Raw genomic sequence first — 20,937 nt, 5'->3', positions numbered from 1 at the left:
AACGCCCCAGGCGATTTGCGAAGTGATTTGCATTTTGCAAATCGCTTTGTTGTCGGACAGTCCCAAAGGGCTGGCCGGGGCAAATTGCCTGGGGCGTTGTGCGGGAAGCCCGGAGCGATTTCCACACCACGTTTTGGCGCTTGGCAGCAGTAGCGAAGCCAGCGAACTGCGTACTGTCCTGCTAAGATAATAGTTATACGTGAAAAACAGACGTGAAACGATGAAAATCCAGTAATAGCGGTTAACGGCTGTTAGCAGTAGCCTTTACTCACCAACTTTCAATTGTCTCATTTTTTTAGTGTAATAAACTCCAAAAATGATTTGTCCAATAACAAATAAAATATTCAACGTAATTACTATCGAGTCAACAAATTCATATTCTTTGATAGCTTTCTCAAAATTATCATTGTCAAATTCTATCAACGAATGCAAAGGAATTTTAGAGTTGATTATTGATGGAATTGTTAATATCAAATGTAAAATGAAAAATTTAAGGTCAATTTCTTTCACAACTTTATTCAGTTTCCAGTAAAAAGTAATTACAATTAACATTAAAATAGACTTAAATATTGTCGCTATTAAATGTGGCGAAACTATTGTTGTATTCCAACCCGGAATGACCGAAGAAACAAAGTCTGAGTTCAAAAATAAAATTGAAAACGGGAATTGAATAATTGTTAGAAATGAGAATACAGTCAGAGAAATTTTGGTTTTGATCATTTTCTATTTCAATTACGTTTCTGTTTTTATCAAGTTTTTCTGAAAGGTTACTGCTAANTGCAGCGCAGCGGAATGAGGACTTGCAGCGGAAAGCCCGGCCCGCAGGGACACGCCCAAAAAAATAAATTGCTTTATAACGGCATTTACGGTGGTTGCGGTGCCGCGATAAAACCAACGCATCGTTGCCTGGGGCACTAAAACCAGTCTTTTTTCCTGAAGTATATGACCATCCCTATCATCATCAAAAACATTATCCCCAGCACTATGAAATAGCCGTTTTCGGCACGCAGTTCGGGCATATTGTCAAAATTCATCCCGTAAATGCCGACAATAAAAGTAAGCGGCATGAAAATAACTGAAAATATGGTGAGGGTTTTCATGATCTGGTTCATACGCTGGCTCTGTGCCGAAAAATGGAAGTTGGAGGCGCTGTCGAGCGCCATAAGGTCATATTCTACCTGGTCCAGCAGTTCAAGGCATTTTTGGTGCAGGCGCTCAAAATAGGTGTGGCTGCCCTTGCGTATATTTTGGAAATCTTCGTCTTCTTTATGGCTTTTGAGGCTGTAGAGTGCCTCACGCAGCGGATTGATGGCCCGCTTTAGGTAGTTAAGGTTATCCCTGTCCTGCTCTACAACTTTGATAAAGTTGCTTTTATGGTTGTATTTGCTTTCCGCGCCTACTTTATCAATTTTATTTTCATAATTTTCAATGACTATGTAGAAGTTTTCCATAATGGCATCGAGCATGAGGTACAGCAGGTAGTCGTTCTTTTTTTTCCGGACAATGCCTGTGCCTGTGCGTATCCTTTCGCGTATGTGGCTGAAGTAGTCGCTCTTTTTTTCCTGGAATGATATGATAAGGTTATCTTTCAGCAGGAAACTGATCTGCTCGGTGACTATATCGCCATTCTCCTCTTTAGGCAAAACCGATTTTATGCTGAAGAACAATATATCGCCCAGCTCCTCAATCCTTGTACGGCGCGATGTGTTGAGGATATCGCCAATGATGAAGGGTTCTACTTCGAGCAGTTCGCCAATACGCTTTATCAGGTCCACGTCATGCAGCCCGTGCACATTGAGCCACTTTACATCATCTGCCTGGAGCTCGTCATAACACTCTTTGAACACCCTTTCGAGCGATACTTTCTTGTATTCTTCATACCCTTCCTCATCATATACAAACAGCTGCATCGCTACAGGTTCTGTCTTGTGTGTCCCTGTATATTCAAAATTATAGGGCTGCACTTTGCGTACCCTGCGGTATTGTATCCTTCTCACGGCATTGATTTATTGGCATAAATATAGGAGTTTTTTAAAAACCGCTCTATTTTTACAAAAACTTTGTAAATGAAGATACTTATTAAAAATATTGCGGAACTGCTGCAGGTACGCACAACGCCAACCGACAGGGTTTCGGGTGCGGACATGGCTGTATTGCCAACGCTTAACAATGCCTGGCTTTTAACAGAAGGCACTACTATAGCCGGTTTTGGCACCATGGATACCTGCCCGGCTCCTGAGGGCGCAGAGGTTATTGATGCAACCGGGAGGGCTGTGTTACCTGCCTGGTGCGACAGCCATACCCACATGGTGTATGCCGGCAGCCGTGTGCAGGAATTTGTGGACAGGATAAACGGCCTGAGCTATGAGGAAATAGCTGCCCGCGGCGGGGGAATATTGAACTCCGCTGCCCTGCTTAATGAAACCGATGAAGAAGAGCTTTACCGGCAATCCGCGGCAAGGCTTGAGGAAGTGATGCGGCTGGGTACCGGGGCCGTGGAAATAAAATCAGGCTACGGCCTCACGGTGCAAGGTGAGCTAAAGATGCTGCGTGTAATAAAACGGCTTAAAGAAACTTATCCGGCTGCCATCAAAGCGACTTTTCTCGGGGCACACGCTTTCCCTAAAGAATATAAAGAGGACCACAAAGGCTACATGGGCCTTATAATCAATGAAATGCTCCCGGCCATAGCAGAGGAAGGGCTGGCCGATTATATTGACGCGTTTCTTGAAACGGGATATTTTTCGGTAGAAGAAACGGAGCGCATAATGGAAGCAGGCCAAAAATACGGGCTGCCTGCCAAAATACATGTAAACCAGTTTACTGCCATACACGGTATTGCTGCCTGCGTCAGGCATAATGCGCTGAGTGTGGACCACCTGGAAATCGTGACCGATGAGGATATTGAAGCCCTTAAAGGGACGGCAACCATGCCTGTAGCGCTGCCTTCCTGCTCTTACTTTATCAGCATACCGTACACACCGGCGCGTAAAATGCTGCAGGCGGGCCTTCCGCTGGCGCTGGCAACAGATTTTAACCCCGGCACTACGCCATCGGGCAATATGAATTTTGTGGTGGCAACAGCCTGTATCAAAATGAGGATGACACCTGAAGAGGCTATCAATGCGGCAACCATCAACGGGGCTTATGCCATGGGGCTCAGCAAAACGCACGGCAGCATTACCACCGGCAAAAAGGCTAATATCATAATTACACGTCCTGTGAGTTCTTACTACCAGTTGCCATATGCTTTTGGGACTAACCTGGTTGAGTCTGTAATTATCAATGGAAAAGTGATATAAGTCCGGATTAGCATTTGAGGTTTTTTATGGAAGCGATGTAAGGCCGTAAAATTTAAACTTCCCCCTGACCTTCACAAACCGGAATGAATGGCTAGTGCCTTTGTGGTTTTTGGAAAATTCACCAGGCCTGTAAGTCTCCACCCATACATCATACAATTTAAGGTTATCAGGATAATCAGCTGGAAGCACTTTGGGCTTAAAGCCCTTTAAAACTACCGTGCTAAAGGAATAGCCCCTGGATGCCATAGCTTTATACACGGGGGAATCCGTGAACTTCTGGCCAATAACCGCAAAAAAGAATTCTGCGGGTACAAAAGCGCCATCCTTAGTAATCTCAGTAGGGCCAATACAATCTACACAGTCAACTTCCTTCAGGCTCAGCTGGACAAATTTTGCCTTATCCCCTTTTATAAGTGCATCAATGAGTGCTATAAAAGCCTTGTCCAGCGTATCCCAATCGTTGTTTCTGGCTTCATTAGCCGGTTTTGCTGTTTCAACAGCCGGTTTATCAGCTGTTGTATTGCTCCTTTTATTTTGGGCGGTTACAATTGTACAGGTTAAAATAAAAAAAAATAAAATTGGCTTTTTCATGATAATTATCAGGCAACAGCTGTAAATTTAAGATAATAACCGTAAAAAGCGCCGGTTAGTACCAACGCTTTTTTTTTTTTTTTGATGCTTCTGATTTCCTGGAATTAGAACCCCCGCTGTTTTTATTTTTATTTCTCCGGTCTGGTTTTTGTGTTTGGGAGCTCTTTGTGCCTTCTTCATCATAAGGATACGGGTGGCTTTCAATTACTTTTAGTTTCAGCCGTATAAGTTTCTCAATATCTTTAAGGTATGGCAGTTCGTCCCTGCTGCAAAACGATATAGCCAGGCCTTCATTGCCAGCCCTTCCCGTACGCCCGATACGGTGTACATACGTTTCGGGAATATTAGGCAAGTCAAAGTTAATTACATACGGCAGGCTTTCTATGTCAATCCCACGGGCAGCAATATCTGTGGCTACAAGTACGGATACTTCCTTATTCTTGAAACTGTCAAGTACACGTACCCTTGCGCTTTGTGATTTATCTCCATGAATGGCTTCAGCGTGTACGCCGTTTTTTTTCAGGGCTCTTACAACATTGTCGGCACCGTGTTTAGTACGGGTAAAAACAAGTACGTTGCTCAGGTTTTCATTGCGTATCAGGTGATATAACAATTTTCGCTTATCGCCTTTATCCACGTGGTAAAGCTGCTGTTTTACCCTTTCGGCTGTGGAGGAAACGGGCGTTACCGATACATATTTTGGATCTGTAAGGAAAGTATCTGCGAGTTCCCGTATTGCCATGGGCATCGTTGCCGAAAATAGCAGGGTCTGCCGGTTGCCTGGTGTCAGCTTGATGATCTTCTTTACATCGTGAATAAACCCCATGTCCAGCATCTGGTCGGCCTCATCAAGTACGAGTGTATGCAGGTGGTCAAGATTTATAAAGCCCTGCTTGTGCAGGTCCAATAGCCGCCCCGGGGTGGCAACCAGGACGTCAACACCTTTTTTAAGCTGGTCAACCTGCGATGTCTGGTTTACCCCGCCAAAAATAGTGAGTTGCCTGATATTGGTGTATTTCCCGTAAGTATCAAAGCTTTCACCAATCTGCAGTGCGAGTTCACGGGTTGGCGTAATTACCAGCGTCCTGATATATTTTACTTTTTTGGCAGAGCCAACAATGCGGTGCAGCGAATTGAGGATAGGTATAGCAAAAGCTGCTGTTTTGCCGGTACCAGTCTGCGCGCAGCCTACAAGGTCGTTCCCTTCAAGTATGGGCGGTATTGCCTGTTCCTGTATGGGAGTGGCATTTTCATATCCTTCTTCTGCGAGCGCCTGTTGTATATTTCGTAGTAAATTAAGTTCGTCAAATTTCATGTTATCCGGTAGTTATACCCTGCAGTGGCGCAGGGCCCTGCAAAGATAGTCTTTTAATTTTTAACTGTTTTTCCAGGCACCTTAGAATAACATCTATTATTGTTGCGCCAGTTTTGCTTTGATAAAATCTGTGATAAGGTAAGCAATAAGCTTGCCGGTAAGATGGCTGTTTTTTTCCGTATCAAGAGCGGGCGCACCTTCACAAATATGCAGGTAAGATGCGTTTGTGTCGGAAGCGAAGAAATGCAGGAACTGCCTCGCCTTTTCAATGCTGAAGCCGCTGAGTGTCATGGCGCTGCTGGCAATACCCGGTAGTGCGTCAAGGTCCATTTCAATGCCAAAAGGCTCATCGTTTATAAACTCAAGTGCGTGGTACAGCTCAGCGGAAAAAGCTTTTTCTTTCCTCACACCTATCTGGTCATAAGTGTTGTACTTAATCCTTTCTGAGTATTTTTTTATCACTTCCATGACACTTTTTGAAGCATAATTTTCGTGCAGCCCGAAAATAAAATAATTTTTCAGGAATCCTTCTTCGAAGGCGTAACTGAAACCATTACCGCTGTGGCGCCCTTCAAGCATCCTGAAATCTGTATGCGCATCAAAATTTATAGCATTTACAGGTTTACCCTTCGCGAGTGCTGCTCCTTTGATATTTCCATAAGCGTTGTTATGCCCCCCCCCGATAATGACAGGGATCTTGCCTGCGAGCAGGATTCGGCATACAATATGAGCCACTTCCTTATCAATTGCTTCAACAAAATCAAAAAGTTTTTTCCGGTCATCTTTATCATAAGTATCCAGCAATGCTGCCTTTTCCATTGCTGCGGCAGTATTAATATGGCCCAGTATGAGCAGTCGGCTTCCTTTACAAAACTTATTATGCTGGAGGTTAGCAAGGCTGCTTAACGTACTTTCCCACGCACCGGCAGTGCCGGCCCTGCCATAATTGGCCCTGACCCCAATATCCTCGGGTATTCCCAGCAACACAAAACCGGCTTCGGTAGTTTTTAGGCCTTCTTCAATTGATATATTACCGGGGATAACGGCTATCCTTTCTCCGAATTTAACTTCCCCGCTGCGCTGCGCTGTATATTTAAGCAGGTCGTTTTCGCTAAACCTTACAATATGTTCCATGAATGCTTTGTTGCGTCCAAAAATACTATTTTCAACTAAAATTTCGTTAATTTACGAGGGCTAATTAAAATAATCTATAAATTTGAAAAAAATATCTTACAATGGAACAAAAAAGTAATTCCAGCTTAAAAGCTATCATTATTGTGCTGGCCATTCTGCTTGTAGGCAGCCTCACGTATATGTATAAAATGAGTACTGAAAATGAGGAAGTAGAAAAGAGCAATGAAGCGCTTATGTCAGATAAAGAAATACTTCTTAACGACCTTAATACTGCTAAAGCAAGTTATGATAAGGCCATTGCAGAGAATTCAGGGCTTAAAAGTGAACTGGAAGCAGAACGGGCCAAAATTGAACAGCTTATTGCTGAAGTTAAAAAATCAAAAGGCGATGTAGCATCATTGCGTCGCTTTAAGGATGATTACAGGAGGCTGAAGCGCGATATGGACAACCTCATGGCCGAAAATAAAAAGCTTAAAGGGGAAAATGCCTCGCTTACGGCGGAGCGTGACAGTACGCGCAATGCCCTGGATCAGTCCCGAATGTATAATGATACTCTGGTGAGCCAAAATGAAAATCTTTCGCGCACGGTAGAGAAAGCATCAAAACTTACCATTGTTAACCTGAAAACAGAATCTTTTAAAGAAAGAAGTTCAGGCAAACTTATTGCTACCGATAAAGCAAGCAGGGTTGATAAGCTAAAAATAAGTTTCACGATTGCTGCTAACGAAGTGGCTAAATCTGGCAGCAGGCTGTATTATGTACAGATTATTGACAGTAAAAACAATGTGCTTGGCGACAAAAAGACTGAGACATTTGGCGATTATACACTTACTTACAGTTTTACCACAAATGTAGCTTACCAAAATAAAACTATGGAAATCAGTGAAGTGTTGCCCGGTAAGGATTTTGCCAAAGGGACTTATTTTGTAAATATATTTGACAAGGATCAGCTGGTAGCCAACTCAAGCTTCTCGCTGCGATAAGATAAATCGGCCCGGGCGATTTGCGAAGTGTGATTTTGCCAACCGCCTGGGTAGTTGTGCGGGAAGCCCGAAGGGATTTCCAACCACAAAATATTATTCTAATTCCCAGCGGCATTTATTATTTGCCAGTGGTCATTTATGTATTTTATTTTGTTGACCTCTTTCATAATCTGCTCGCGCTCATCTTCATAATCATCGGTACCCGGCGCCAGATAGTAATCAAGCTCCCCTGCCCTTTCAAGCAGGTTGTCCATTACGGGTTTCAGTTTATCCCTTACTACATCAGGCATGGCCGCAAAAAGCGCATACAGTTCGTCCTTAAGCATAATTATTATTTTTTTAATTCAAGCAACCGTAAAGCTAAAAAATATTCCTGCAATTGCTAATGTATCTTTAATAATTTATGGCAGAGCATTATCGGAATTTCATAAATCCTTATCTTTAGGGAAAGATTTATGCCATGATACGATTATTGCAGATGCTGGTACTGGCAATATTGTTTACCATATTAGCATGTAAAAGAGACAGGGACAACACCGGAAAGGCACATGTGGAAGAAAAAGCCATTATGATTGACAGTACAAGTATTAATGCTTTTTTTGCCAAATATCCGGAATTTAATGAGTTCAGCCCTGAAGTAAAAGAGCTTTATAAAAAGCACAACTACCACTATATATGGCATGACCGGAAAGGGCTCATAGAATTTGCCGAAGTACTCTTTAACCGTGTAACACAGATTGATAAAGAAGGATTACCGCTGAAGATTCCTTACAGTGAAAAACTAAACGCACTCTTTTTTAATAATGCCAGCAGCAGGCCTGACCTTGATGCAGAGCTACTGGTAAGCGCCATGTATTTTTACTGGGCACATAAAGTATATAAAGGGCTTGACGACAAAGAGAGCAGGGAAACTGGCTGGTACCTGCCCCGCGAAAAGGTCTCCTATGTGGCTTACCTCGATACGTTGATGAAAGACCCGGGCAAAATAGACAATGACAAAGGCGAAATGTTTGCACAGTATTATAATCTTAAAAAAGCTTTGCACCGTTATCGTGAAATTGAAAAAAATGGAGGCTGGGGTACCATCACACTGCCCGAAGGAATAAAAGTCATAAAACCGGGCGATTCACTGACTGCGGTATCACAAGTGCGGAAACGCCTCCATATGGAAGGCTACCTGGACAGGGACTCCGGCAGCAGTATTTTTGACAAGGAACTCACCGAAGGGCTTACCCAATACGCCATGCGGCACCGGCAGACACCCGAAAAGACCATTACCCCTGCCCTGTTAAAAGACCTTAACACTCCTGTGGGCGATCGAATAAAGACTATATCTGTAAATATGGAGCGGTGCCGCTGGGTGTCGCCAGAAATTAATACGGCCAAAGAGTTTATTGCGGTAAATATACCTTCATACTGGCTCGTGTACAGCCGTGATGGCAGCCAGGTGCTAACGTCAAGGGTGGTGGTAGGCAAAGACGTTAATAAGACCATAGTGTTCAGCGGCCAGCTTAGTTACCTGGTATTCAGCCCATACTGGAATGTACCAAACAGTATCCTTGAAGAAGAAATAAAACCAAAACTGGAAAAGAACCCTAATTACCTTGAAGAACATAATATGGAATGGTATGGCAAAAGAGTACGGCAAAAACCCGGCAGTAACAATTCCCTCGGCCTTGTAAAGTTCATGTTCCCTAATTCCAATAATATATATCTCCACGATACTCCTGCAAAAAGCCTCTTTAAAAAAGATGAACGCGCCTACAGCCATGGATGCGTGAGGGTAGAAAAAGCGCGTGAACTGGCCATTGCCATTACAAAAAATGACGGTGGCTGGAATGCTAAAAAAGTAGATCACGCTATGAATTCCGGAAAAGAGAACAGCTATATACTCAAAAAGAAAATACCGGTTTATATAGCTTATTTTACCGCATGGGCTGATGATAAGGGAAGTGTTGCTTTTTTTGAGGATGTTTATGAACGTGACAACAGGCTGGCTGCAATGCTGTATATCCAATAAGCCCTCCGTAGTTTTATAAGCAAGTTTAGGCTTCCGCATAATATTTAACTATTTTTACAACAAGAAGGAGTAATCATGGATAACAAGCCTTTTTTAAGGACGGTTGATATAACACGTTATATAACGCCCCTGCGGGAAGGCGGTTCGCTGCCTGCCATTGCCGAAGCCAGTGATAATTTTAAATATGTGCTTAAATTCAGGGGAGCCGGGCATGGCACAAAGGCGCTTATAGCGGAGCTTATAGGCGGAGAGGTGGCACGGGTGCTTGGGCTTCCTGTACCTGAACTGGTATTTGCCAATCTTGATGAGGCTTTTGGGCGTACGGAACCCGATGAGGAGATTCAGGACCTGCTGCAGGCCAGCCAGGGACTGAACCTGGGAATGCATTATCTCCAGGGCGCCATAAATTTTGACCCCGTAGTGACTACAGTTGATGCTGAAACAGCATCAAAAATCGTGTGGCTTGATGCGTATATTACCAACGTTGACCGCACCTTCAGGAATACTAATATGCTGATATGGCATAAAGAGTTATGGCTTATTGACCACGGCGCCAGCCTTTATTTCCATCATGCCTTTACAGACCCTGAAGGCCATGCCAAAACTCCCTTTGCACTTATAAAAGACCACGTGCTTTTACCTCAGGCATCAGTACTGGATATTGTAAATGAGCAATTTAGAGGATTGCTGACCGAAGAAAAGCTGACTGCCATAGTATCATTGCTCCCGGATAACTGGCTGCAATGGGAAGGCGTTGAAAAAAGCCCTGACGAGATAAGGAACATTTATGTCCATTTCCTTACCCTGCGGCTTAAACATTCAGAACTATTTGTTAAACAGGCAGAACATGCAAGAGAAGCACTTATATGAATATGCCGTACTCCGCATTGTGCCAAGGGTAGAACGCGAAGAGTTTATAAATGCAGGAATTATATTGTTCTGTAAACGAAAAAAGTTTATTTCGGTACTTTATAAAGTTGATGAACCTAAACTGGCTATGCTGCACGCTGGGCTTGATATTGAGCAGGTGAATAGTAACCTGGAATCTTTTAAAAAAATAGCATGTGGCGATATGCAGGGCGGGCCCATAGCCCTCCTGGACGTACCCGAGCGCTTTCGCTGGCTTACGGCTGTCCGCAGCTCTGTAATACAAACCTCACGCCCACACCCGGGCCTGTGTACTGACCCGCAGGAAAAGGCAGAGCAATTATACCGGGAAATGGTATTATAAAAAAAACCGCCTCAGTTGTGAGACGGCTTCCTTCTTTAGTTATATCTGTAAGAACTATTACTTCACTTCTTCAAAGTCCACATCCTGTACGTTATCGCCTTCAGGTTGTGCGCCGCCTTCAGGCTGTGCCTGCTGCGCACCACCCTGTGCCCCGTCGGCCTGGGCTTTGTACATTTCTTCCGAAGCGGCTTTCCATGCCTCGTTTATCTTGTCGAGGGCAGGCTGGATAGTGGCAACGTCTTTAGTCTCATAAGCTTTTTTAAGTTCTTCAAGCGCTGCTTCAACAGGCTGCTTAGACGAATCTGACAATTTATCGCCAAACTCTTTAAGCTGTTTCTCTGTCTGGAAAATCATTGCATCAGCCTCATTTAGCTTGTCCACACGCTCTTTGGCCGCTTTGTCGGCATCAGCATTGGCTTCAGCCTCTTTACGCATCCTTTCGATTTCTTCCTGGGTTAACCCTGAAGAAGCCTCAATACGTATATCGTGAGATTTTCCTGTTCCTTTATCGGTTGCCGATACTTTGATGATACCGTTGGCATCAATATCAAATGTTACTTCAATTTGAGGCACACCTCTTGGGGCAGGTGGTATCCCGTCAAGGTGGAAACGGCCGATAGTTTTATTATCCTGTGCCATTGGCCTTTCACCCTGCAGCACATGTATCTCTACAGAAGGCTGGTTATCTGCCGCTGTAGAGAACACCTGCGATTTTTTGGTAGGGATTGTTGTGTTCGCTTCAATAAGTTTGGTCATAACGCCACCCATGGTTTCAATACCCAGTGAAAGCGGTGTTACGTCAAGAAGCAGTACATCTTTAACGTCTCCTGTAAGCACACCACCCTGTATAGCAGCACCTATAGCCACTACCTCATCAGGGTTTACGCCTTTAGAAGGTTTCCTGCCGAAGAATTTCTCTACTTCTTCCTGTATTTTAGGAATACGGGTTGAACCGCCTACCAGGATTACTTCATCGATATCTGATTTAGAAAGTCCGGCATCTTTCAGTGCCTTTTCACATGGCAGCATAGAACGGCGTACAAGGTCATCGGCCAGCTGCTCGAATTTAGCCCTTGTCAGTGTTTTTACAAGGTGCTTAGGCCCTGAAGCCGTGGCTGTTATATACGGCAGGTTAATTTCGGTTTGTGTAGACGATGAAAGCTCTATTTTAGCTTTTTCCGCAGCTTCTTTTAAACGCTGCAGTGCCATGGCATCTTTACGCAGGTCAACACCTTCCTCGCTGTTGAACTCATTGGCAAGCCAATCGATGATTACCTGGTCGAAGTCATCCCCGCCCAGGTGTGTGTCACCATTGGTAGAAAGTACTTCAAAAACCCCGTCGCCAAGTTCAAGGATAGAAATATCAAATGTACCGCCACCAAGGTCATACACGGCAATCTTCTGGTCTTTCCCGGCTTTATCAAGGCCATAAGCCAGTGCGGCCGCTGTCGGTTCATTGATTATCCTTCTTACTTTAAGGCCGGCAATCTCACCCGCTTCTTTAGTAGCCTGGCGTTGTGCATCGTTAAAGTAGGCCGGAACGGTAATAACGGCTTCAGTTACGGTTGTACCAAGATAATCCTCGGCTGTTTTTTTCATTTTCTGCAGTGTCATTGCTGACAGTTCCTGAGGCGTGTACAGCCTGCCATCAATGTCCACGCGTGGTGTGTCATTATCACCTTTCACTACTTTATAAGGTACACTTTCAGCCTCTTTGGCGCTTTCTGTGTACCTGTTCCCCATAAATCGCTTTATGGAAGCTATGGTTTTTGTTGGATTTGTCACTGCCTGTCTTTTGGCAGGATCTCCCACTTTGATCTCTCCGCCATCAACAAATGCAATTACTGACGGTGTTGTCCTTTTTCCTTCAGCATTAGGTATTACCACCGGTTCATTACCTTCCATAACGGCAACACATGAGTTGGTAGTACCTAAGTCAATTCCGATTATTTTGCTCATCTTGTTTAAATTATATTTTATTTTTCAGATTTGTTTATTACAGGCAGACAATGATTATGCCATAGCTATAAAGTTTACATATATATGACAATTTGACACTTTTACAAAATAAAATTGAACAGTTATTAAATTTACCGTTTTTTTAATAATTTTAACACAAATAAAATATATGTATGCCCCAAAAGTACACTTATAAGCACCTGAGCATCGTTGCTACAGGCTTAATAACATTGGCATCATTGACAATTGTTGCCGGATGGTTATTTAATGTAAGGCATCTTAAAATGATAATCCCGTCATTCCCCGAGATTAAATTTAATACTGCCCTTGCGTTTGCCTTACTTTCCGGTGCTGTTCTTTTACGCCTGATACCTAAATTCCGGAAACTCTACCCGCTGTCATATATACTGACGTCATTAGTTGGATTTTTTGGTGTAATGGCCTTTTTGCAGGTAATACTCCAACATGATTTTGGTATGGATGTATTATTAATGCCTGACAAAAGTTCGTTGCTGAATCCGATGCCTGGAAGGACATCGCCCATTACAGGGTTTTGCTTTTTAATAATTAGTGTCGGGTTACTGCTTGCAGGTTCCCGTAACAAAAAATATGTCAATAGTGCCCAGTTCTTATTTCATACAACAACCCTTTTCGCAGTTGTCGCACTTTTGGGCTATTTATTCGGCATACCTACATTTTACAATCATTCTTTTAATGTTTCTATGTCGCCACACACTGCTGTAGGGCTCTTTGTGCTGTCATTAGTAGGCTCTTTTTTTAATCCTTCCGCAGGTATAACCGGCATGCTTACCGGAGAAATGATTGGCAACCTTATGGCACGTATGCTTACCAGCCGTATCATTATAATGATGTTACTGACCAGTTACCTTCTTATACTCTGCCACAGGCACAGATGGGTGAGCGTTGAGCCTGCCATTGCTATTTTTGCTATTGTTTTCATTACCATTACCCTTTTTTTATTTACAAAACATCAGCCATCCTGAATGAACTGGACCGTAATAAAGAAATAGCTAAAGAAAACTTCAGGGTTGTGGTTGACTCAGCACCTAATGCACTGGTTATATCTGACATCCGGGGAAATATATCACTGATTAACAACCAGGCAAAGGAAATGTTTGGTTATGAGGCAGAAGAAATAGTAGGCAGTAAACTTGAAATACTCATGCCGGAAAGGTATCGGGAGCAGCATTCAAAAAAACATGCCAACTATTTTCTATCTCCAAAAGTAAGGGAATTTGAGTCTTCACTTGAGTTATTTGCAGTGCGCAAGGATGGGACAGAGTTTCCCGTAGAAATTTGCCTTACCCCCATTAAAACCGACGATGGTACAGTGGCTCTGGCATCCATAGTCGACATAACTGAGAGGAAGCGAAGTGAAATTATAATAAAAAAGCAGGTGATTGAGTTGCAGCAAAAAAACAAGGAGATGGAGCAATTTACCTATATCGCCTCCCATGACCTGCAGGAGCCACTACGCACTGTAACCAACTACCTTCAGTTAATTGAGGAAGATTACCCGGAACAGATAAAAGGGGAGCTGAGCCAGCACTTAGCTACCGTTGGGTCAGCAATAAACAGGATGAGTATATTGGTGCGTTCACTGCTTGATTATGGCAGGCTGGGGAGGAATAAAGTATTAAGCCTTACTAATGCTGAAATGGTTCTTAATGAAGTAATGTCTGACCTGAACGGCTTGATTAAATGCACAAACAGTAACATCATAATCGATAATACGCTGCCTAAACTGCACGCTTATGAAACTGAATTACGCCAAATGCTGCAAAACCTGCTGAATAACGCAATAAAATTCCGGAAAAAAGATACCCGCCCGGTTATACACATTGGTTTCACCAGAAAGGATGACTATTATGAATTTTATGTAAAAGATAATGGAATAGGAATCGATTCCAGATATTCTGAAAGAATATTTAAAATGTTTCAGCGGCTTAATAAAGAAACAGATTTTGAAGGCCACGGCGTGGGACTTGCCAACTGCAAAAAAATCAGCGAAATGCACGGCGGTACTATTTGGGTCGAATCAGAACCCGGAAGAGGAAGTATTTTTAAATTTACCATACCATTTTTATAATTTATGAATAAAAAATTGAATTTAATCATGCTTGTTGACGATAACAAGATTGATAATTTTTTTCATGAAATAGTGATTAAAAAATTTAATCCTGAGATAAATGTCCTGGCCAAAGAATCTGGGCAAGAGGCTTTAGACTATCTTAATAAGCCTAACAATACAGAACTACCTGATATGATTTTCCTGGATATAAACATGCCGGGAATGGACGGATGGGAATTCCTGGAACACTATAAAGCGCTTGACAAATCAATACATCACAGCGTTATCGTTGTCATGCTGACAACATCGGCAAACCCCGATGATATGGAATATGCCAGTAAGCATAATGTAATTGCAGAATTCCGCACGAAGCCGCTGACGCTGGAAATGCTCAAGGAACTTGTAAATAACCTTATGGTTTAAAACCTGATCTAATCGAGCAGGAATAACGCATTGCTGAACAACAGGTTGCCATTTTCCCAAAAACCACGGAATAGTGGGTTGTCAACCATGTAAACAATTTTACCCTGCCCTTTCTGCTCTACTGCGAAAGTTACAGTATTTGCTAACCGCTTTTTAAGGCTTTGCCCTATAAAACCAAAGTTTTTGTAATTTTTAGGGACGTAGGCTACATTCCAGGCGTTTTTAAGTAACTGGTAATGGCTGTCACTGGTCTTCAGGCTAAAGTATTTTTTGCCAAGACCATAGCTTAACGGGTGTGTCCTGTCCAGTATATTTTCTACAATAGCGCCTGGCACTGCTGCGCTCATGGCTCGGCGTTCAGCATTTTGGTATTCGAGAAAACGGGCTTTTAACGCCTCATCATCCTGTTCTTTTTTGTCAAGTTCCTTATCGGCATCTGTTGCAAACCTTGTCAGGCTATAGCCCGGCCTGTCTTCAAAAATACTGAGCGCGTTGCCTATAGCAATTACTTTCCCCCCGTTATCTATAAACTCATCAATACGTTTTTTCTGTTCATCAGTAAAGCTATACCAGCCATCAGCCATTACTATGGTATTATATTCTGCGAGATTGACACGCCCAAAATTTTGCTGGTCTACAATGCTTACCGGATAATCTGCCACCTCATCCATATAAAACCATGCCTGCCCAAAATCAGTTGCACTAATGCCACTGCCGGAGAAGAGAAGCACTTTTGGCGCGTCAAGCAAAGGGTAAAATTCCCCTCCAAGGTCCGCACCGCTTACTGAAAAACCGGTTTCTATAACTTCATAATCACATTTTTCCATAAGCAGGACGTTCATAGCGCCTTCAAAATTGCCGAGGGCAGGATTATCACCTTTCAATATTACAAGGTCACCGGGGTTAATCTTTATTCCCCTGAAGGCAGATGCTTTCCGGGCAGAGCGAACCTTAACACCATTTTTGTGCAGCGACGCCAGTGTACGCACGGATTGCCTTCCATCCCAGGGTACATAAAAAGCATAGGCCTTTTCATATTCAAGTTTTCCTTTTTGTGTTACGTGTTGCCTCGTCTTAACTTCGGTTTCTTTTTTCAGGGCATAGCTTTCTATACCATAGGCATGTGGCAGTGTCCAGGCAGTAATATCATACGACAAACTATCGGTAAGCTTCTGTGCAGGCTCAAAAAGTACCTGTGTAAGTACAGCCTTAGGCTGCCGGGCTTGTATAACTATGTCATTAGGTTCCAGGGTAAAGCTCTCTTCCATATCGCTCTGGTAATGATAGCCGGAGAGCTTTTTTATTTCATCGGCATACGCATACCTGATATGGTTACGGTCGAGCAGTTTGGCAAGTTCCTGGCTCTTGCCATTATTTTTAACAATATACGTCCTGTATTTCCCCTTAGGGGTTTCCCTGCTATCCTTAAAATAGGTGCGAAAGTTCTTTACAAGCCTGTCCTTTTGCCACGAGGCTGTTTCTACGGCAGTAAGCACGGCTGTGGTGTGGTGGTTTATCCTGTCCTGCAGGGTAATGATATTGCCGTTCTTCATGGTTACGGCCCGCCCAGCCCCTATGCCGCCCTGCTCATAGGTCATCCCTACAGCCCCGTTAAAGCTGGGGTAGGTATCGCCATAACTTGGGTAAAAAAGGTCAAAGCGCTCACGGGTGTAATAGTTCCACCCTTCTGCATCAAACTTTTTCGAGGTTGCCTCGCCTATGCTGTTATGGAAATCCCTTTGCGCCTGGGTAATAAATTCGTGAAAAGGCTCAGCCGCCGGCGGAAAAAAATAGGGTTCGTTATAACCCATTTCGTGGACATCAACATGTACCATAGGCATCCACTGGTTATACAAGGCTATACGCTGCTGCGTTTCCACCTGTGTCTGCCAGGCCCAGTCACGGTTCAGGTCATACGCATAATGGTTTTGCCGGCCACCCGGCCATGGCTCCATGTGCTCACGGTCATATAGCCCCGGGTGTGTGTTCTTTCCTGAAATATCCCTCAGCCAGTTGCCATAACGGGAGTAACCGTCAGGGTTCAGGCACGGGTCAAGTATTACAACCGTATTTTTAAGCCATTCTTTAGTAGCGGTATTATCAGGGTTCACAAGCTCATAGGCTACACTCATGGCGCTTTCGGCGGCAGCGGCTTCATTGCCGTGTACGTTGAAGCTAAGCCACACAATGGCTTTATCATTGGCTTCAGCAGGCTTATTTCCTGCCATGCCTATAGCATAAAGGTTAGTAAGGCGGATACTTTCTAATACGTTTAGGTTTTCGGGTGATGAAATTATAAAGGTATTAAGGCTGCGCCCCTGGGAGGTTTGCCCGTAAGGACGGTGCTTTATGTATGCTGAATTTTGCACCAGATGGGCAAAATAGCCCTCCAGCTGGTTATACTGGCTTACCTGCCTGCCATATTCGGGTATAAATTCTGCGGGGCTTTTAACCTGTGCAATTATGCTGATGCTAAAGAATAATAATGCTAAAAACAGCTTTTTCATGTAAGGATAGTATTAATGCTCCCAAATGTAACGAATTTAACAATGTTTGCATCTTTGAATTTTAAATTTACGGGAACTTCAGCCACAATTATTATCTTTGCGTGCTTAAAAAATAAACTGAAATGCGTATATCCTACAACTGGTTAAAACAATTTATAAAATTAGACTGGAAATCAGATGAAACCGCTGCCCTGCTGACCGATCTTGGCCTTGAGGTGGAAGGCGTGGAAAAATTCGAATCGCTAAAAGGCGGGCTAGAGGGGGTTGTGGTAGGCCATGTGCTTACCTGTGTGCAGCACCCTAATGCTGACAGGCTAAGGATTACGACAGTTGACCTTGGAGACGGCAAGCCGGTACAGATTGTGTGCGGCGCCCCTAACGTTGCCGCAGGACAGAAAGTGCCCGTAGCTACTATAGGGACTACACTTTATGACAAAGAAGGCAATGCATTCCAGATAAAGAAAGGAAAAATACGCGGTGAGGAAAGCCACGGCATGATATGCGCCGAGGATGAGCTTGGGCTGGGCGAAAGCCATGACGGGATTATGGTACTGAAGGATGACCTTAAACCCGGCACACCGGTATCAAAAGTATTTAATATTGAAACGGATGAAGTTTTTGAAATAGGCCTTACCCCTAACCGTGCCGATGCCATGAGCCACTGGGGTGTGGCGCGCGACCTAAGGGCCGGGCTAAACCAGAAGAATGTACATACAGAGCTTATTACGCCGTCCGTAAGTAATTTCAGGATTGATAAGCGTACCCTGAAAATAGATGTTAAGGTAACCGACAGTAAACTGGCGCCGAGATATTGCGGCGTAACCATTTCTGGGATAACGGTTAAACCATCGCCGGCGTGGCTGCAAAACAGGCTGAAAGCCATTGGGTTGACACCTAAAAACAATGTTGTTGACGTAACCAACTACGTACTGCATGAGCTTGGCCAGCCACTGCACGCGTTTGATACTTCTAAAATCAAGGGTAATAAGGTAATTGTCCAGACTGTGGCTGCCGGCACTAAATTTACAACGCTTGATGATGTGGAAAGGACATTGCATGAAGAAGACATCATGATATGCGATGAGAACGGGCCTATGTGCATTGCAGGCGTTTTTGGCGGTAAAAATTCAGGTGTTACCGAAAATACTTCGGCCATATTCTTAGAGAGCGCTTACTTTAATCCGGTAGCAATACGCAAAACTGCCAAACGCCACGGGCTAAGCACTGATGCTTCTTTCCGTTTTGAGAGAGGTATTGACCCTACCATCGCCGAATATGCCCTTAAGCGTGCGGCACTCCTGATAAGGGAAACCGCAGGCGGGGAAATTACATCTGACATTACAGATATTTACCCTAAAAAGCTGGAAGACCATTCTGTACTGCTGAACTTCAGCAATGTAAACAGGATTATTGGGCAGGAAATTCCAAAAGAAACCATAAAAAAAATTCTTGCCTCACTTGATATTAAAATTGCCACGATGAGTGATGCTGGGCTTGGCCTTGTAGTACCGGCATACCGCGTGGACGTAACCCGTGAAGTTGACGTTATTGAAGAAATACTTCGTGTATATGGGTATAATAATATTGCCTTTACACAAAAACTCAACGCTTCTATTTCCAACTCGTTGCGTACGGAAGACCATAAGCTGCAGACACTTGTGGCTAACAACTTGATATCATTAGGCTTTAATGAGATGATGGCTAACTCGCTTACCTCTCCTGAATATATTAAACTTACCCAAAGCCTCAAAGAAGAACACAACGTAATGATGCTGAACCCGCTGAGCAACGACCTTGCTGCTATGAGGCAGTCTATGCTTTTCAGTGCGCTTGAAGCAGTATCATTCAATATCAACAGGAAGCGAGCCGACCTGAAATTGTTCGAATTCGGTAAAACATACCATAAAGTGGCGGGGGCATATGATGAGAAGAAACACCTCACTATGACGCTTACCGGCAACCGGCTTCCGGAAAACTGGTCACACCCGCAAAAGCCGGCAGGTTTCTTCATGTTCAAGGGCCTTGTAGAGGTGGTGCTTACACGCCTGGGACTTCTAAAGCTGCAGTCTCAGCCTGTATGCAATGATGTTTTTTCTGAAGGCATCGCTTTTATGGCAGGCACTGACCTGATTGTAGAATTGGGTATAATAAAGAAAACGGTTGCCAGGCAGTTTGATATAAAACAGGAGGTGCTTTTTGCTGATTTTAATTGGGATGCCATCTTAAAATTAACAACCGGTAAAGTAAAGTTTACAGAAATATCAAAATTCCCGGAAGTACGCCGCGACCTTGCACTGCTTGTTGACACTAACGTTACTTTTGAAGATATTTTCAATATAGCCAGGCAAACGGAAAAGTCGCTGCTAAAGGATATTAACCTTTTTGATGTGTATGAAGGTAACAATCTGCCGGAAGGAAAGAAATCGTATGCAGTAAGCTTTACGCTCCAGGATAGTGCCAAAACGCTTACTGATGAGCAGATAGATAAGATAATGGGCAAAATAAGGCAAAACCTGGAGAAAGAAACAGGAGCGCAGCTTCGCTAAATAGTTACGGGTTCAGAGTTCTGAGTTGCGGGTTGCGAAACAGAAACCCGAAACCCGGAACCTGAAATTATATATCCCATTATGCGTATAGATATTATAACTGTATTACCGGAGTTGCTGCGAAGCCCTTTTGAGGCTTCAATACTCAAGCGCGCTATAGAAAAAGGCCTTGTGGAAGTGCATGTGCATAACCTGCGCGATTACAGCACCAACAAACACAAAAATGTAGACGACTACCAGTTTGGCGGTGGTGCGGGTATGGTTATGATGATAGAACCTATTGACGCCTGCATCAGCAAGCTTAAAAGTGAACGCGATTATGACGAAGTGATATATATGACACCCGACGGTGAGACCCTCACCCAGGGCATGGCCAACCGGATGTCGCTCCTCAAAAACATAATTATCCTGTGTGGGCATTATAAGGGCGTTGACCAAAGGGTGCGCGACCATTTTATAACAAAAGAAATCTCTATTGGCGATTATGTGCTGTCAGGCGGGGAGCTGGCGGCTGCGGTTTTATCCGATTCTATAATACGCCTTATCCCCGGTGTCCTGAGCAATGAAACCTCAGCCCTTACCGACAGTTTCCAGGATAACCTGCTCTCCCCTCCTATTTACACACGCCCCGCCGAGTATAAAGGCTGGAAAGTACCCGATGTGCTGCTGAGCGGCCACAATGCCAATATTGAAAAATGGCGTGAGGAGAAAGCTTATGAGCACACCAGGAACCGCAGGCCGGATCTGTTGGAGTGAATTTGTTTTAAGTTTCAGGTTTCAGGTTCAGAACCAATAGCGTCCTAAACAATAAAAAAAAGAATGGTTAGTTTTTAA

General features: G+C 43.7%; 19 protein-coding genes. 11 read left to right on the top strand and 8 right to left on the bottom strand.

Features of this window, described 5'->3' with window-relative positions:
* Positions 1–190: hypothetical protein (locus CHU92_RS16045; protein ID WP_207759839.1), on the top strand; the 190-nt coding region annotated here is incomplete at its 5' end.
* A 74-nt stretch (positions 191–264) separates the two neighbouring features.
* Here the strand turns inward: CHU92_RS16045 and CHU92_RS10690 are convergent.
* Both CHU92_RS10690 and corA read right to left on the bottom strand, forming a co-directional pair.
* Entirely contained in the window at positions 265–720 is a 456-nt protein-coding gene (locus CHU92_RS10690; protein WP_165764636.1) for a hypothetical protein, read from the bottom strand.
* Between the two features lie 194 nt (positions 721–914).
* A complete protein-coding gene (gene corA, locus CHU92_RS10685; RefSeq protein ID WP_094415417.1) occupies positions 915–1,997 on the bottom strand; it encodes a magnesium/cobalt transporter CorA in 1,083 nt (360 codons plus the stop codon).
* Positions 1,998–2,066: 69 nt separating this feature from the next.
* Here corA and hutI point away from each other — a divergent pair, with 69 nt between their 5' ends.
* A complete protein-coding gene (gene hutI, locus CHU92_RS10680; protein WP_094415415.1) occupies positions 2,067–3,302 on the top strand; it encodes an imidazolonepropionase in 1,236 nt (411 codons plus the stop codon).
* A 24-nt stretch (positions 3,303–3,326) separates the two neighbouring features.
* Here hutI and CHU92_RS10675 read toward each other — a convergent pair whose 3' ends face one another.
* The 3 genes from CHU92_RS10675 to CHU92_RS10665 all read right to left on the bottom strand — a co-directional run bounded on the left by CHU92_RS10675 (position 3,327) and on the right by CHU92_RS10665 (position 6,342).
* Positions 3,327–3,893, bottom strand: coding sequence for a hypothetical protein (locus CHU92_RS10675; RefSeq protein WP_094415413.1), 567 nt, complete (start codon positions 3,891–3,893; stop codon positions 3,327–3,329).
* Between the two features lie 55 nt (positions 3,894–3,948).
* Positions 3,949–5,208 (bottom strand): DEAD/DEAH box helicase, encoded by a 1,260-nt coding sequence (locus tag CHU92_RS10670; RefSeq protein WP_094415411.1) that lies wholly within the window; start codon positions 5,206–5,208, stop codon positions 3,949–3,951.
* Between the two features lie 96 nt (positions 5,209–5,304).
* Positions 5,305–6,342 carry a formimidoylglutamase gene (locus CHU92_RS10665; protein ID WP_094415409.1) on the bottom strand — a complete coding sequence of 346 codons (1,038 nt, stop codon included), beginning with the start codon at positions 6,340–6,342 and terminating at the stop codon, positions 5,305–5,307.
* Positions 6,343–6,443: 101 nt separating this feature from the next.
* Between CHU92_RS10665 and CHU92_RS10660 the strand changes: the two genes are divergently transcribed.
* Complete coding sequence (locus CHU92_RS10660) at positions 6,444–7,325, top strand: hypothetical protein (protein ID WP_094415407.1); 882 nt, start codon at positions 6,444–6,446, stop codon at positions 7,323–7,325.
* 98 nt (positions 7,326–7,423) lie between these two features.
* Here the strand turns inward: CHU92_RS10660 and CHU92_RS10655 are convergent, their stop codons facing one another.
* Entirely contained in the window at positions 7,424–7,651 is a 228-nt protein-coding gene (locus tag CHU92_RS10655; RefSeq protein WP_094415405.1) for a hypothetical protein, read from the bottom strand.
* A gap of 134 nt (positions 7,652–7,785) precedes the next feature.
* Between CHU92_RS10655 and CHU92_RS10650 the strand changes: the two genes are divergently transcribed.
* From CHU92_RS10650 to CHU92_RS10640, 3 genes are all read left to right on the top strand, one after another.
* The gene (locus tag CHU92_RS10650) at positions 7,786–9,345 is read left to right on the top strand and encodes a L,D-transpeptidase family protein (RefSeq protein ID WP_094415403.1); all 1,560 of its coding nucleotides are present in this window, start codon (positions 7,786–7,788) and stop codon (positions 9,343–9,345) included.
* Between the two features lie 75 nt (positions 9,346–9,420).
* Positions 9,421–10,215 (top strand): HipA family kinase, encoded by a 795-nt coding sequence (locus tag CHU92_RS10645; RefSeq protein WP_094415401.1) that lies wholly within the window; start codon positions 9,421–9,423, stop codon positions 10,213–10,215.
* Complete coding sequence (locus CHU92_RS10640) at positions 10,193–10,576, top strand: DUF3037 domain-containing protein (protein ID WP_094415399.1); 384 nt, start codon at positions 10,193–10,195, stop codon at positions 10,574–10,576. Before CHU92_RS10645 ends, CHU92_RS10640 begins: the two co-directional genes overlap by 23 nt.
* A gap of 57 nt (positions 10,577–10,633) precedes the next feature.
* On the opposite strand, the gene dnaK is transcribed toward CHU92_RS10640, so the two are convergent.
* Entirely contained in the window at positions 10,634–12,535 is a 1,902-nt protein-coding gene (gene dnaK, locus CHU92_RS10635; protein ID WP_094415397.1) for a molecular chaperone DnaK, read from the bottom strand.
* 173 nt (positions 12,536–12,708) lie between these two features.
* Here dnaK and CHU92_RS10630 point away from each other — a divergent pair, with 173 nt between their 5' ends.
* Genes CHU92_RS10630 through CHU92_RS10620 form a run of 3 tightly spaced genes read left to right on the top strand, consistent with a single transcriptional unit; the run spans position 12,709 to position 15,050 of the window.
* Positions 12,709–13,539 carry a hypothetical protein gene (locus CHU92_RS10630; protein ID WP_094415395.1) on the top strand — a complete coding sequence of 277 codons (831 nt, stop codon included), beginning with the start codon at positions 12,709–12,711 and terminating at the stop codon, positions 13,537–13,539.
* On the top strand, positions 13,515–14,645 hold the full coding sequence (locus tag CHU92_RS10625; protein ID WP_317044688.1) for a sensor histidine kinase: 1,131 nt from the start codon (positions 13,515–13,517) through the stop codon (positions 14,643–14,645). The genes CHU92_RS10630 and CHU92_RS10625 overlap by 25 nt, the downstream gene beginning before the upstream one ends.
* A gap of 3 nt (positions 14,646–14,648) precedes the next feature.
* Positions 14,649–15,050 (top strand): response regulator, encoded by a 402-nt coding sequence (locus CHU92_RS10620; RefSeq protein WP_094415391.1) that lies wholly within the window; start codon positions 14,649–14,651, stop codon positions 15,048–15,050.
* 8 nt (positions 15,051–15,058) lie between these two features.
* Here CHU92_RS10620 and CHU92_RS10615 read toward each other — a convergent pair whose 3' ends face one another.
* On the bottom strand, positions 15,059–17,557 hold the full coding sequence (locus tag CHU92_RS10615) for a M14 family zinc carboxypeptidase (RefSeq protein ID WP_094415389.1): 2,499 nt from the start codon (positions 17,555–17,557) through the stop codon (positions 15,059–15,061).
* A 122-nt stretch (positions 17,558–17,679) separates the two neighbouring features.
* On the opposite strand from CHU92_RS10615, the gene pheT reads away from it, so the two are divergent.
* Together pheT and trmD are read left to right on the top strand one after the other, a co-directional pair.
* Entirely contained in the window at positions 17,680–20,103 is a 2,424-nt protein-coding gene (gene pheT / locus CHU92_RS10610) for a phenylalanine--tRNA ligase subunit beta (RefSeq protein ID WP_094415387.1), read from the top strand.
* 81 nt (positions 20,104–20,184) lie between these two features.
* A complete protein-coding gene (gene trmD / locus CHU92_RS10605) occupies positions 20,185–20,859 on the top strand; it encodes a tRNA (guanosine(37)-N1)-methyltransferase TrmD (protein WP_094415385.1) in 675 nt (224 codons plus the stop codon).
* The last annotated feature ends 78 nt before the right edge of the window (positions 20,860–20,937 follow it).

Origin of the sequence: Flavobacterium cyanobacteriorum, assembly GCF_002251835.1 — a bacterium.
Taxonomy (GTDB): Bacteria; Bacteroidota; Bacteroidia; order Flavobacteriales; family Flavobacteriaceae; genus Flavobacterium; species Flavobacterium cyanobacteriorum.
Note: the sequence above shows the minus strand (reverse complement) of the source record. Positions and strands in the feature narration are given on the sequence as shown.